Consider the following 13,703-nt stretch of genomic DNA (forward strand, 5'->3'; position numbering starts at 1 on the left):
GCCTCGAACCTCCCTGAGTGTGCCCGTCCGCCGAAACGAATTCCAGTCCTCGGCGTAACAGTTATGTATCGAGTGTCACGCGGTGACGCCGATGCCCGCAGCCTGCTTCGCGACGTCGGTGTTCGCGAAAGCGAGGAACGCGTCGTTCTCGTGTGGATCGCCGATGGTCATCCGGACGCCCTCGACGCCGTACTGACGGATCAGAATGCCCGCCTCGGTACTCGCCTCGGCGAAACCGGGGGAGAGCTCTCCGAGGGGGAGATAGACGAAGTTCGCCGACGACTCGGGGACGGTGTACCCGGCTTCGATCAGTGCACTGCGCACTCGCGTCCGCTCGGCGATGACGCCTTCGGTGCGGGCAAGCAGTTCGTCTGCTGCAGCCAGGGAAGCGATTGCGGCGGCCTGCGCGACAGCGCTCACGGTGAACGGGGTGTGCACCTTGCCGAGGGCCACGATGATCTCCGGATCCGCGACTGCGTAACCCACGCGGATTCCCGCGAGGCCGTACGCCTTCGAGAAGGTGCGCAGAACAACCACGTTGGGGCGGCTGCGGAACAGTTCGATGCCGTCGGCGTCCGAGCGTGAGTATTCGAAGTACGCCTCGTCGAGTGCGACGACGACGTGCGTCGGGACCGCGTCGAGGAAGCTCTCGAGCTCTGCCTTCGACAGCGCGTTGCCGGTCGGGTTGTTGGGGTTGCACACGAAGATCAACCGCGTGCGATCCGTGATCGCGGCCAGCATCGCGTCGAGGTCGTGGCCGAAGTCCTCGGTCAGCGGAACCTTGACCGAGACGGCATGGCCGACCTGGGTGACCACGGGGTACGCCTCGAACGAACGCCACGCGTAGATGACCTCGTCACCCTGATCGCAGGTGATCTGCACGAGTTCCTGGCACAGCGTCACGGAGCCACAACCAGCGGCGACGTTGGCCGGTTCGACTTTCAGGAAGCTGGCCAGCGCCTCGATGAGTGCGACCGCGGCATTGTCCGGGTAGCGGTTGGCATTGGCGACCGCGTCGGCGACGGCGTCACGCACACCGGGCAACGGCCCTACGGTCGTTTCGTTGCTCGCCAGCTTGATCGCACCCGGAAAATTGCGTCCGGGAACGTAGGCGGGGATGGAGGCGAGGTCAGGGCGAATGTGTGCGGTCACGAGTCGATTATGCGCGCACCGATTTGGTGCGTAGCGGCCGTCTGCGTGTCAGAGTTAGAAGATGTCGGAAATCTTCCGGGCCACCGCGTATCTGCGCGCAGCCGAAGGGGAGGTCGCCACGGCTGTTCCGCTGACGGTGGTGGAGCCGGACGGCCCGACGCGGGGCGGGATCGTCGTCCTGCATGAAGCCCGCCAGTTCAGCCCGGCTCTGCTGAATCTGATGTGCGCACTCGCCGGCGAAGGGTGGGTGAGCGTCGCACCGCACCTGTTCCACCGCGAACCCGAACACATGCAGGGCGAGGTGTTCGGTGACAACCTCTTCGCCGACTTCGACGCGACCCTCGATTGGCTCGTCGGACGCGAAGTTCTCGCGGACACCGTCGGGGTGCTCGGATTCGACGACGCCGGGACCGCCGCGATGCTCGTGGCCACCAGCCGTCCCGTCGGTGCCGCGGTGAGCGTCGCCGCCCGGGGAATCGTCGAAGCCTTGTCGGTGGATGCTCAGGCGCTCGTCGATGCGGCCACTTCCCTGCAGGCGCCGTGGCTGGCGCTGTACGGCGAGGACGATCCCAGCACGCCGCGTGAGCACGTGACCCTGCTCCGGGAAGCGACCGCCAAGGCCGACGTCGCGACACTGGTGGTCAGCTACGCCGGACTGGCCCACCGGGCGGACGAGCCGCCACAGCTGTCCGAGGACGCCGACCTCGACGACCCTGGCTCGGCCTCGATCGTCGAAGCTCAGACCCGGATCTTCGACTGGTTCGACAGCCACCTGCGGTAAGCCGACAAATCAGGGCGCTGACCACGCGTTTTGCCTTTGGTGGCGAAGGGTGTGTAATCTTTCGATCCGGCGGTCCGAAAGGATCGGAACCCCCAGGGAGGCGTGCCAGAGCGGCCGAATGGGACTCACTGCTAATGAGTTGTCCCTTTTACGAGGGACCGGAGGTTCAAATCCTCTCGCCTCCGCCAAGCCGGTGATTTTGACCGGCGGGTTAGAAATGATAGAAAGTACGACGGCAAGACACGCAAGATCAGCAAGACAACAGAACATGCGCCCGTAGCTCAACGGATAGAGCACTTGACTACGGATCAAGAGGTTAGGGGTTCGAATCCCTTCGGGCGCACAAGAAAGAAGGTCACAGACTCCGGTCTGTGACCTTCTTTTTGTTGTGGTGCATTCGCAATTTTTGAATGTGTGTGACGTCACCTCGGCGAATTTCGGTCGGTGACCCTCGCGATCGTATGAACCAACAACCGATCCCCGCGACCTATGCTTTCTCCGGAGCAGTCGCGCGAGCCGAGGAGAACCCGTTGGAGACCGTCGACAGTCGGACGCTCCCGGTCTACTCGGCCGGGGCGGTCGAGGTGCCCTTTGTCATCGCGGGCATGGACGAGCTTGTCTCCCGCGAGACCCGGTGGGAGGCGCACTCGCACCCGACCCACGAATTGTTGTGGAACGAGCGAGGAGCGTCGAGCGCCACGGTGGGATCGCGCACGTGGACGATCACCCCGACCGTCGGTCTGTGGATGCCCGCCGGCGTCCTGCACTCGGCGATCGCGCCCGCCGGAACCTGGTATCGGGCCGCTCAGCTCGACATCGCATCGGTTCCGTCTCTGTCCGACGTGCCGGTGGCGATCGAGGTGACTCCGCTGCTGCGGAACCTCCTCGAGCGACTGGCAGACGATTCACTCGGAACCTCTTCGCGCTCGCTCACAGAGCAGATGGTGATCGACGTACTGGCGCCGTCACCCAACGAGTTGCTGGTTCTGGTGCCGGACTCGGCGCTTCTGCAACCCATCGTCGACGCGATCGGTGACGATCCGAGTGACATGCGAACGCTGTCCGACTGGGCAAGGCTCCTCGGCGTCAGCCCGCGAACCATCACCCGGGCATTTCGGTCGGAGACCGGGATGAGTTTCGGGCAGTGGGTGTCAGCGGTGCGCGCCCAACGAGCGGTGACTCTTCTTGCACACGGCTTGGATCTGCAAGAGGTTGCCGAGCGCGTGGGCTACCACTCGACCAGTGCGTTCGGTGCGGCATTTCGGCGCACTACCGGCGCTACACCAGGGATGTTCCGGGCTAGCTGATCGGCCATCACACCTTGTCTCGATCGCTACACCGGGTGTCCCAAACACGCGATTGCGCCACATTGCCCTCCCGTATACGGTTTAGGCAAACCTCACCTAAGTGCCTGATTGAGCCGGGTTGAGGGCCGTACCCCTTCTCGAGAGAGTTCTGTTTTCATGCGTTCAAAACGCTTCTTGGCGGTGGCCGCAGCAGCGGTCGCAGTCGCCCTCGGCATGACAGCTTGCAGTTCCGGCTCCTCGGAGACCGCCGACGGCGGCAGCGCCGGAAGCGGATCCAGCTCCTTCCCTGTCACGATCGAGCACGCTTTCGGAACTACGACGATCGACGCCAAGCCGGAGCGAGTTGCCACCGTTGCCTGGGCCAATCACGAAGTGCCCCTTGCTCTCGGCGTGGTTCCCGTCGGAATGGCAGCGGCGACGTTCGGCGACGACAACGGCAACGGAATGCTGCCGTGGGTCGAGGAAAAGCTCGACGACCTCGGCGCGAAGCCGCCGGTGCTCTTCGACGAGACCGACGGCATCGACTTCGAAGCCGTCTCCGATACGAACCCTGACGTCATTCTTGCCGCGTACTCCGGATTGACGCAGGAGGACTACGACACTCTCAGTGAGATCGCTCCGGTTGTGGCGTATCCCGAGGGGCCGTGGGCGACGTCGTGGCGTGACGTCATCAAGTTCAACAGCATGGGCCTCGGCATGGAATCCGAAGGGCAGGAACTGATCTCCACCATCGAGAAGGAGATCGCCGACGAGGTTGCCTCACATCCGCAGCTTGCCGGCAAAGCAACAATGTTCCTGACGCACGTCGACACTGCCGACCTGAGTCAGGTCAGCTTCTACACTGCGAACGACACACGTGCCGCGTTCTTCGAGGACCTCGGACTTTCGACGCCGAAGAGCGTTGCCGACGCCTCGACGGGTGGTGAGTTCTCGAAGAAGGTCAGTGCCGAGCGTGTGGACGTCTTCGACGACGTCGAACTGATCGTCACGTACGGTGACCAGGCACTTGTCGACGCACTCAAGGCTGACCCGCTGCTCTCGCAGATGCCTGCCGTCGCCAACAATTCGATCGTGTTCCTCAACGGAACCGGCCCGATGGGAACGGCGGCCAACCCGACTCCGCTCGCCATTTCGTGGGTACTCGGCGACTATGTCGATCTGCTCGCCGGGGCTGCTGGAAAGTCGGAGTGACTGTAACCTCGCAGGATTCGACGTCGGGCGCCAGCGATACGCGGCGCCCGACGTTCGGCAATTCGCTGTGGCTGATCGCCCTTCTCGTGATCCTCGCGGTGCTCATGTGCGCCTCGATCGTCATCGGCTCTCGTGAGGTCGATTGGTCCGACATCGTTGCCGCACTTGGCGGTTCCACCGACAATATCGGTCAGGGTGCGATTGCCAAGCGCATTCCGCGGACGGTGCTCGCGATCGTCGTGGGTGCTGCGCTCGGTCTTGCCGGCGCGGTGATGCAGGGGATTACCCGAAACCCTTTGGCGGATCCCGGAATCCTGGGCGTCAACATGGGCGCTTCGCTCGCCGTGGTGATCGGAATGGCGTGGTTCGGATTGTGGACCCAGACCAGCATGATCTGGGTGGCCGTACTCGGTGCAGCCGGGGCGGCATTGTTCGTCTACGTAGTCGGGTCACTCGGGCGAGGTGGAGCCACGCCACTCAAGTTGGCTCTTGCCGGGGCCGCAACATCGGCTGCGTTTGCTTCGTTCATCACTGCGATCATGCTGCCGCGAAACGATATTGCGGGCAACATTCGTTCGTGGCAGATCGGCGGCGTCGGTGGCGCGAGTTTCGAGGTGATCCGGCAGGGTCTGCCTTTCCTCATTGTCGGCTTCGTGATCTGTCTGCTGTCAGCGCGCAGTCTCAACTCTCTTGCGCTCGGCGACGAGGTTGCGTCAGGTCTCGGCGAACGCGTCGCGGTGGTTCGTGCAGTGGCAGCGCTCGGTGCAGTGTTGCTCTGCGGTGCAGCCACTGCCATTGCCGGACCGATCGGCTTCGTCGGTTTGGTTGTCCCGCATCTGTGCCGGTTGCTGATCGGTATCGACAACCGTTGGCTACTACCGTTTTCTGCGCTGACAGGTGCCGGCCTTCTCGTCGCCGCCGACATTCTCGGACGAATTGTCGCCCGGCCGAGCGAAATCGACGTCGGCATCATCACCGCGCTCGTCGGAGCGCCCTTCTTCATTTACATCGTCCGCCGTCAGAAAATACGTGAGCTGTGACCACTACATTCGTTACTCCCGAAGTCGAGGTCGACGCAGTCGGAGCAAGCCGTATCCGACGAGGTAGACGCCGCCGCATCGTGATTGCCGTGCTGACGGTCCTCGTCGTCGCCTCCTTCGCGGTCACTCTGATGGTGGGAAAAACCTTCTACCCGCCGTCAGATGTGCTTCGCGTCGTGCTGGGGGAGAACGTGCCTGGTGCCTCGTTCACCGTCGGCCGCCTCCGGCTGCCTCGCGCTGTCCTAGCTGTGGTCGCCGGAATCTGTTTCGGCTTGGGTGGCATCACGTTCCAGACGATGCTGCGCAACCCGCTCGCGAGCCCCGACATCATCGGGATCAGCTCCGGCGCAAGCGCTGCAGCGGCTTTCGCGATCATCTCGCTTTCGCTCGGCGGCTCGCAGGTCTCGATCTTCGCCATCGCTGTCGGTCTGGGCGTCGCAGTCTTGATCTACGTTCTGTCCTTCCGAGACGGTGTAGCAGGCACTCGGCTGATCCTGATCGGTATCGGCATCGCCGCGATGCTCGACAGCGTCACCGCCTACCTGCTCAGTACCGCCGCCGCGTGGGATCTGCAGGAGACGATGCGTTGGCTCACCGGCAGCCTCAACGGTGCCAACTGGGGTTCGACGGTTCCCGTACTCCTGGCGCTGGTTGTCCTCGGACCTGTGCTGCTGAGCCAATCGCGCAACCTTTCGACCATCCAGCTCGGTGACGACGCAGCACAAGCGCTCGGCGTCAGAGTGGAACGAACGCGCATTCTGACGATCATTGCGGCCGTCGGACTCATCGCCTTTGCCACTGCCGCTGCGGGGCCCATCGCCTTCGTCGCATTTCTGTCAGGGCCCATCGCCGCCCGCATCGTCGGTCCGGGAACATCACTTTTGATTCCGTCGGCGCTGGTCGGAGCGCTGCTGGTGCTAGTTGCCGATTTCTGCGGACAGTACGCCTTCGGCACCCGCTACCCCGTTGGCGTGGTGACCGGCGCGCTGGGAGCGCCGTATCTCGTCTACCTCATCATTCGCTCCAACCGAACGGGAGGTTCGCTGTGACCGAATCCCATACTCTGACTGTCGAAAACCTCGAACTCGGTTACGGAGGACGGACCGTCGTCGAATCGCTCGACCTCGCGGTGCCGCCGGGAAAGATCACGACCATCGTGGGCGCCAACGCGTGCGGCAAATCGACGCTGCTGCGGTCGATGTCGCGGCTACTCAGTCCCCGAAGGGGTCATGTTCTGTTGGACGGCAAGGATGTTCATCGCCTGCCCGCGAAGAAGCTCGCTCGCACGCTCGGTCTGCTGCCGCAGTCACCGATCGCACCGGAAGGCATTGTCGTCGCCGATCTCGTCGGGCGAGGTCGTCATCCACATCAGCGGGTGCTGTCGAGGTGGAGTCGCGAGGATGACGCAGCTGTCGCCGAAGCGCTTGCGGCAACGGACACAACCGGATTGGCCGAACGATCGGTGGACGAGCTTTCCGGTGGTCAGCGCCAACGTGTGTGGATTGCGATGGCGCTCGCCCAGCAAACCGATCTGCTTTTACTCGACGAACCGACCACCTTCCTGGACGTGAGCCACCAGGTAGAGGTCTTGGACCTGCTCACCGACCTGAACCGGACCCGGGGTACAACGATTGTCATGGTTCTGCACGATCTCAACCTCGCTGCCCGCTACGCCGATTACCTCGTCGCCATGGCCGATCGCCGGGTCTATGCTGCGGGCGATCCTGCCGAGGTGCTCACCAGCGACAACGTCCGCACCGTGTTCGGTCTCGAGAGCCGAATCATCCCCGACCCCATCTCTGGCAAGCCGTTGGTGTTGCCGCTGGGGCGCCACCACGTCCTCGACGACGTGTTGACGTGACGGCGTCGAATGTCCCGAGCGGGCGGATCGAATCGGTGGAACAACTCAATGCGCTTCTCGGACAGCCCCATCCGACGATCATGGATAAGCACACCGCCTACACGACTCCGTTGATCCGTGAATTCATCGAGCAGGCACGGTTTTTTGTGCTCGCGACGTCCGATGCAGCCGGAAATTGCGATTGCTCGCCGCGTGGAGACTTGGTCAGTCAGGTTCTGTTTCCCGACGAGAAGACGCTGGTGCTTCCGGATCGTCCGGGCAACCGGCGCGCTGACTCGTACCGGAACATGATCGAAAATCCTCACGTGGGGATCCTCTTTCTCGCGCCCGGCCACGACGAGATCGTGCGCGTCAACGGCACGGCGACCCTCTCGACAGATGCTGATCTGTTGGAGTCGATGGCGATGAACGGCAAGCCGGCGCAGCTTGCGGTGATCGTGAAGATCGACGAGGCGTATCTCCATTGCGCGCGAGCGATTCTGCGGGCAAAGCTCTGGGATCCGGCGACGTGGCCTACTCCCGAGGACGTGCCGAGTCTGCGCGACATGATGGCCGAGCAGCACACCCTCCAAGTCGAGGATCTCGAACCGGCTCGGCAGGAGGCGTACCGCAAGTACCTGTACTGAACGCGGATTTGTCACCTATGTCCGATAATGATCCGTGCCTTCAATTGCCTCATCGCTGTTCTGGATTGCGCTGATCGCGGCGGTCGCGCCGATAGTCGCGGGCTTGATCCCACGTCGGCTCGTTCCCGAAGTGGTGTTGCTGCTTGTCGCGGGCGCAGTGGTCGGGCCGTTCGCCCTCAACATCGCAGCTGACAGCGAAGCGATCGGAATCCTCCGCGAACTCGGCCTCGGCATGCTGTTCCTGCTCGCCGGTTACGAGATCGACCGACAGGAACTCAGTGGGCGCGGCGGACGTCGAGCGCTCTACACGTGGCTGTTCTGCCTCGCGTTGGCGTTCACGGTGGTCGCGCTGCTTGGCATGAGGAACGTGATCTCCGCGGAAGCCGCTGTTGCCATCGCAATGACGTCGACCGCACTGGGCACGCTGTTGCCGATCCTCAAGGACAACAAACTCCTCGACACACGCTTGGGCAAGACGGTCCTCAATCACGGGGCCGTCGGCGAACTCGGGCCGGTCGTCGCGATGGCGGTGCTGCTGAGTGCCCGTGGTGCCGTCCTGTCGCTGATCGTTCTTGCCGTCTTCGCCTTGATCGCCATCGTCGTGGCGGTGCTGCCCGGCAAGCTGATTCACGAAGGCTCGTGGACACATCGGCTGGTGCGGGCAGGAGCGGACACCACGGCGCAGACGACGGTCCGCCTCACCGTTCTGTTGTTGGTCAGCCTCGGAGTGCTGTCGGCCGTGTTCTCACTCGACGTCATTCTCGGCGCGTTTGCCGCCGGCTTCATCCTGCGGCGACTGATGCCAGAGGGCGACGAGCGCCTCGAGATCAAGCTCGACGGGATCGCCTTCGGGTTCCTCATCCCGATCTTCTTCATCACTTCAGGCATGGCAATCGACGTCTCGGCGGTCGCCGCCAGTCCCGGCATACTGATTGCGTTTCTGATCCTGATCGTTGTCGTCCGCGGCGTGCCGGTGTTCTTCGTGACCAAGTTCGAGAAGGTCGAGCCGCCCTTCACCACGCGCGAAAGTGCGCAAGTCGCGTTGTACGGGGCTACCGGTCTGCCCATGATCGTGGCGGTCACGGGCGCTGCCGTCGACGCGCATCAGATGTCCTCGGACAACGCGTCGATTCTTGTCGCGGCCGGTGCGATCACCGTTCTACTGCTGCCGATGCTCGCCACTCTCTTGACGAAAAAGGAGAAAGTGTCCTGATTCAGAGATCCAACTGCTCGTCGAGCCAGTCGAACATTCGCTGATCCGTCAGACGCCTCGCCATGGGCTGGCAGTGGAAGTTCGCGCCCTCGGCAGCGGTGAAGGGAACCACCGTCGTCGGTCCGCCGGATAGGGCGGCAAGCCGCTTGGATTGACCGGGCCAGAACTGCTCGCCTTCCGGATCGGTGATGAGCAGGGGAGTGGAGATCGAGCCGGCGACGTGTTCGAGGTGGTACTTCCGAACCTCGGCGAGAGTGTTGTAGTAACCGTCGGCGAGGTACGGACGCGCTCGGAAACGCCAGATCCGGGCGGTGTCCTTGGAGAACTTCATCCCCATCGCCATGTCGCGGTCGAAGGCCTCCGACTTCCCCTCGTCGAGCAGCTTCTGCATGTTCTTGGGGATATGGGCGAGCCACGACGCGGCCACGTCCACGACCCCCGGATCGGCGATCGCTGCCGCGATCCGATGCTCGAACGCCAACGACTGCGGCACCCAGTAACCGCCCTGACTGATCCCGTAGATCGCCAGCTTCGACGCATCGACGTCCGGCCGGTCCACGAGATAGTCGACGACGGGCGTGATGACGGATTCCCAGTCGTGACGGAACGGGATGTTGCGCTCGAAGAGCATCGACTGCTGACCGGGACCGTCGAACATCAACACGTTGTAGCCCCGCTCGAGGGCCCCGGCGCCGCCGCTGCCCCACAGTCCGCTGATCGGGCCGTCGCTACCGTTCACCATGATCAACGTCGGCCGTCGCACGTCGCCGGGTGGCCGGAAGAAGTACCCGGGCAAGTAGGTGTCCTCGTAAGGGATCCGGACGCGTTCGACGGGCTGGGCGGTGGTGTCGACGAAGCGGTCCCACGCCTGTCGGTGACGTTTGAAAGTGGGGACCAGAACCGAATCGTCGCTGAGACCGTCGACGGCGTTGATCGCCACACCGAAGTACGACGCCGCCCGCAGGTACGCGTTGGACGCGCTTCGTGAATGCCCGGCCTCGGCCGCCTCATCGGCCTGCCCGAATACTCGTGTGCCGAGGTCGAACCAGGCCTCATACCAGCCCTCGAGGTCTTTCTCGCCGACATGAGCGATGGCCGAGAGCACTTCGCCGGTATCTGCCGCGCCGTAGGTGGCTTGCCCGAGAACGACTCGTAGCTCGAAGTCGAAGGACTCGTTGCGGTAGAAACCGGCAGTGAACGCCTGGTGTGGATGGGCGAAGAACGACGACGCGAGAGACATGGGCACACCTTCGCTAGTTCGGGGCAGCCATTTTCAGTTGTAGTTCCAGGATCGCCCGAATCGCTTGCCGGAAAACCTGTCAGCGTGGCGACGCCGGGAGCCCGGTGGATGGCGGCCTCGACATCGCAAATGCCAGGGTGCACAACCACAACGACATCCCCAGCACCTGTGCGCGTTGAGCGATACCCAGTCCGAGATTACCGCCGCCGGAGACTTCGATGCTGTTGGTCGTCAACATCCACACCGTCGCAAGGGAAGTCAGGATCAAAATGGTCAGGCCGGTCGTACGCAACGACCGGTGTTCGCGATACCTGAACGCTCCCACGGTGAATGCGATCATCGCGGTGAAGATCGCGAACACCGCCACGCTGCTCGTCAATGCGTGAACATGGTGGAGCTGCGGAAGTAGACCGTCGGGTGCGCTCGACGGGCAACCCTCGCCCGAGCATTCGAGAGGGAACGACGCGTCGGCGATTGTGGCGATGCCGAACACTGCAAGTGCAATCCAGCCCGTGACGTAGAGCCTGCGCCTGGGCGTGATCAGCAGACCCAGCGCTCCGGAGATCAACATCAAGATCGCGGACAGGACGTCGGCATTGCCGAAGACGTCACGGTATTTCTGGTTCTCGGCATCGAGTTCGCTGAGGAACGATGTCACCGGGTCGAGGCCGGTGTCGAGGAAAAATTCGAGAATCCACGACGAGTAGACGATTCCGCCCAGAGCCAGCGCAGCCACCAAACCCCACCGCGCAACGTTGCGTTCCTTCACGAAATCGAGCTTACGGACCGAGCAGGGCTTTCTGGACGCGTTCGGCTGCTACCAGCGGATCTTCGTGCTCCCAGATGCGGATGACGGTCCAACCCTGCTCTGCCAGACGTGCATCGGTGTCGCGGTCTCGAACCACGTTGGCGGCCAACTTGTCCGTCCACCACTGCGCGTTGTTCTTGGGAAACGTCGCATGCTGCGGGCAGCTGTGCCAGAAGCATCCGTCCACGAACACCGCGACTTTGCGGCGCGGAAACACCAGATCAGCGCGTCGGCGAACACCTTTGACAGGCGCCCGGTCCACGAAGTACCGGAGTCCGCGCCGATGAAGCTCGCGTCGAAGTGCAATTTCAGGTTTGGTGTCGCGCCGACGCTGAGCGCTCATCCGAGCGCTGGTGGCAGGATCCGTCGCAGGCACCGTGGTTCCCTCAGCCGTCGGAATCGTCGCTGTCTTCGGGATCGGACCAGGTGGGCGCAAACCTGTTGCGACGCTCCACTTCACCGTGCACGACGGTCACGAAGTCGGTGAACGAGAGCGTCTGAGCTTCGGTGGGCCGGCCGTTGCGCGGCGGCGGCTCGTCGACGTCGAAGAACCGAACCGCGCCATCGGGTTCGTAGAGTCCGATGTAGACCTTCTCGAAGAGGTCGTAGCGGGTGTCCTCGGCGCCGAGATCCACCCAGGCCTTTCCTGGAACGCCGACCACCGCGCGCTTGCCCCGGCCCGAGCGCTTCGAGAGCGTCGTGACGTGGTGTGCAAAAGAGGATTTGCCGGTGTCGCTGGTCTTGGTCGGGTCGCCGTCGTCGCACGTGGCGTACGGCTCGAACATGACGGCGACCAACACGCTGTACGGCTGACGCTGATGCAGAACCATTGCCTCGCCACGCAATTCGTGGTCGTTGCGGACGATGTTCTTGGTCCACCGTCCAAGTTTTCCGCTGCGGGGACTGTAGTCCTGGAAGTTGTACGTCTTGATGGAGACGCAGAGGATCAGGCCGAGAGTGGGGTCGAGTGCCTTGACGTCCAAGCGCTTTCGGCCCTTGGCGACATCAACGGTTGCCTCCTGGCCTTCGCCGGACGCTGTCGGGGTGATGTTGGGATACAGCGGACGCAGAGCGTCGGCCACCGTCTGTGCCAGTTGATTGGAGAGTCGCTGGGCGTAGTTCTTCTTCTCGCCGCGATCGGCGTCGGCCGGAGGCTTGTCGCCCGCGAGTTGCAGTGCGCTCCACAGTGGTTCGTGTTCCGGCTCGGAAAACAGCGGTTCGGGGAATAGCGTTTCAGGTTCGGGGAACAGTGATTCCGTCATGCCGCGGCCTCGGGGTATCCGCCCATCCGCTCGAGATGGCTTTCGACGTCCTCGATGAAACCGGGGATGAACCGAAGATTGCCCATGCGTGCGCGCTTGAGGAAGCCGGCTGTGGCCCGCGCCGACAGCAACCGCGTGTCCTCGAGGAAGCCACTCAGATCCTCGTAGTCGTACTGGACCGGCCAGGTCGAGGTGTGGACGCGGAAGGCTTGGCGGTTACGGCCCCATGCCGCACTCGGCCACGCGTCGCCCGGTTCGAGTGGCGTCTCGCCCGCGGCGTCGTATGCGATGGGATCGTTCAGCCGGCCACCGACCCACGACGCCATCCGCACGCTCACGGCATTGCCGACGAGCTTCCATCGGTGGCTGTGGCGTAGGCCGGGAACTTCGACGGACGGAAGCGTCCAGTCGGGATCGAAACCCTGCAGGCGTTCGGCGTCGACGAGGCCGGGAGTGACGATCTCACCGGACGGCAACCGGACTGCCGGCTGGCTGGGGATGCCGACGGACGAGCCGCCCTTGAGCGTCGGCACCGCATTGACGGCCCATCCGAGTCCGCGGGTGCCTTCGGTCCAGTAGAAGCCGCAGGGGTAGTCCGCGGGATCACCTCCCAGGCGCTCGCCGGCGTCCTGGCCGAACAGGATTTCGCGAGGATCGTCCGTGCGCGAGGCAAGCATGATGACGCGCTGGCGGCGCTGGGGGAGTCCGAAGGCACGGGCGTCCACCACCCGGTATGCCCAGGTGTATCCGAGGTCTTCGAGAGCGTCGGTGATGTGCCGCATGGCAGCGCCCTTGCCGAGTTGCAGCATGAACGGAACGTTCTCGATCAACAGCCAGCGCGGGCCTTTCTTGCGCTTGACCAGACGGAACACCTCGTCCACCAGGCCTGAGCGTGCGCCGGTGATGCCTGCTGTTTTGCCGGCTTGAGAGAGGTCCTGGCAGGGGAAACCGGCGGCCACCAATTCGATGTCGCTGGGCAGCGCGCGCAGTTTGGTGACGTCGCCGTGCAACGGCACGTCGGCGAATCGCGAACGGAGAACTGCCTGGGCGCCCGGATCGATTTCACACAGCAGTTCGGTGTTCCACCCATGTTCCGAGAGCCCCAACTCGAGCCCGCCGATACCGGCAAACAAACCCACCATGCTCCGCGACGACGTCACAGCACCCTTCCTCACGAACCGACCTAGAAGCACGGTACTCGAGAACTCCGACACCGTTTGCC

At 63.5% G+C, this 13,703-nt stretch carries 14 protein-coding genes and 2 tRNA genes; 10 read left to right on the forward strand and 6 right to left on the reverse strand.

Annotation, left to right across the window (positions count from 1 at the left end):
* Positions 1 to 75 precede the first annotated feature (75 nt).
* On the reverse strand, positions 76 to 1,152 hold the full coding sequence (gene hisC / locus FEZ59_RS07225; protein ID WP_029254256.1) for a histidinol-phosphate transaminase: 1,077 nt from the start codon (positions 1,150 to 1,152) through the stop codon (positions 76 to 78).
* 61 nt (positions 1,153 to 1,213) lie between these two features.
* Here hisC and FEZ59_RS07230 point away from each other — a divergent pair, with 61 nt between their 5' ends.
* The 10 genes from FEZ59_RS07230 to FEZ59_RS07275 all read left to right on the forward strand — a co-directional run bounded on the left by FEZ59_RS07230 (position 1,214) and on the right by FEZ59_RS07275 (position 9,171).
* Entirely contained in the window at positions 1,214 to 1,933 is a 720-nt protein-coding gene (locus FEZ59_RS07230) for a dienelactone hydrolase family protein (RefSeq protein WP_029254257.1), read from the forward strand.
* Between the two features lie 96 nt (positions 1,934 to 2,029).
* Positions 2,030 to 2,121 (forward strand) — tRNA-Ser (locus FEZ59_RS07235).
* 82 nt (positions 2,122 to 2,203) lie between these two features.
* Positions 2,204 to 2,276: transfer RNA gene (locus tag FEZ59_RS07240), tRNA-Arg, on the forward strand.
* Between the two features lie 118 nt (positions 2,277 to 2,394).
* A complete protein-coding gene (locus FEZ59_RS07245; RefSeq protein ID WP_242459740.1) occupies positions 2,395 to 3,240 on the forward strand; it encodes an AraC family transcriptional regulator in 846 nt (281 codons plus the stop codon).
* Between the two features lie 156 nt (positions 3,241 to 3,396).
* Positions 3,397 to 4,431 (forward strand): iron-siderophore ABC transporter substrate-binding protein, encoded by a 1,035-nt coding sequence (locus FEZ59_RS07250; RefSeq protein ID WP_029254259.1) that lies wholly within the window; start codon positions 3,397 to 3,399, stop codon positions 4,429 to 4,431.
* The gene (locus FEZ59_RS07255; protein WP_172932468.1) at positions 4,428 to 5,471 is read left to right on the forward strand and encodes an iron chelate uptake ABC transporter family permease subunit; all 1,044 of its coding nucleotides are present in this window, start codon (positions 4,428 to 4,430) and stop codon (positions 5,469 to 5,471) included. The genes FEZ59_RS07250 and FEZ59_RS07255 overlap by 4 nt, the downstream gene beginning before the upstream one ends.
* Positions 5,468 to 6,520, forward strand: a complete 1,053-nt coding sequence (locus FEZ59_RS07260) for an iron chelate uptake ABC transporter family permease subunit (protein ID WP_047888775.1) — start codon at positions 5,468 to 5,470, stop codon at positions 6,518 to 6,520. Before FEZ59_RS07255 ends, FEZ59_RS07260 begins: the two co-directional genes overlap by 4 nt.
* Entirely contained in the window at positions 6,517 to 7,332 is an 816-nt protein-coding gene (locus FEZ59_RS07265; RefSeq protein ID WP_172932469.1) for an ABC transporter ATP-binding protein, read from the forward strand. The genes FEZ59_RS07260 and FEZ59_RS07265 overlap by 4 nt, the downstream gene beginning before the upstream one ends.
* Positions 7,329 to 7,958: a pyridoxamine 5'-phosphate oxidase family protein gene (locus FEZ59_RS07270; RefSeq protein ID WP_172932470.1), complete on the forward strand. Its 630-nt coding sequence runs from the start codon at positions 7,329 to 7,331 to the stop codon at positions 7,956 to 7,958. Before FEZ59_RS07265 ends, FEZ59_RS07270 begins: the two co-directional genes overlap by 4 nt.
* A 34-nt stretch (positions 7,959 to 7,992) precedes the next feature.
* Entirely contained in the window at positions 7,993 to 9,171 is a 1,179-nt protein-coding gene (locus tag FEZ59_RS07275) for a cation:proton antiporter (RefSeq protein ID WP_172932471.1), read from the forward strand.
* A gap of 1 nt (position 9,172) precedes the next feature.
* On the opposite strand, the gene FEZ59_RS07280 is transcribed toward FEZ59_RS07275, so the two are convergent.
* The 5 genes from FEZ59_RS07280 to dcm form a co-directional block, all read right to left on the reverse strand.
* Complete coding sequence (locus tag FEZ59_RS07280) at positions 9,173 to 10,411, reverse strand: prolyl oligopeptidase family serine peptidase (RefSeq protein ID WP_172932472.1); 1,239 nt, start codon at positions 10,409 to 10,411, stop codon at positions 9,173 to 9,175.
* A gap of 79 nt (positions 10,412 to 10,490) precedes the next feature.
* On the reverse strand, positions 10,491 to 11,180 hold the full coding sequence (locus FEZ59_RS07285) for a DUF998 domain-containing protein (protein ID WP_029254264.1): 690 nt from the start codon (positions 11,178 to 11,180) through the stop codon (positions 10,491 to 10,493).
* A 10-nt stretch (positions 11,181 to 11,190) separates the two neighbouring features.
* Positions 11,191 to 11,595, reverse strand: a complete 405-nt coding sequence (locus FEZ59_RS07290) for a very short patch repair endonuclease (protein WP_019746481.1) — start codon at positions 11,593 to 11,595, stop codon at positions 11,191 to 11,193.
* A 10-nt stretch (positions 11,596 to 11,605) separates the two neighbouring features.
* Complete coding sequence (locus FEZ59_RS07295; RefSeq protein ID WP_019746482.1) at positions 11,606 to 12,481, reverse strand: hypothetical protein; 876 nt, start codon at positions 12,479 to 12,481, stop codon at positions 11,606 to 11,608.
* A complete protein-coding gene (gene dcm, locus FEZ59_RS07300) occupies positions 12,478 to 13,623 on the reverse strand; it encodes a DNA (cytosine-5-)-methyltransferase (protein ID WP_153211133.1) in 1,146 nt (381 codons plus the stop codon). The genes FEZ59_RS07295 and dcm overlap by 4 nt, the downstream gene beginning before the upstream one ends.
* Between the last annotated feature and the right edge of the window lie 80 nt (positions 13,624 to 13,703).

Origin of the sequence: Rhodococcus sp. MS13, from assembly GCF_013277835.1 — a bacterium.
Taxonomy (GTDB): domain Bacteria; phylum Actinomycetota; class Actinomycetes; order Mycobacteriales; family Mycobacteriaceae; genus Rhodococcus_F; species Rhodococcus_F erythropolis.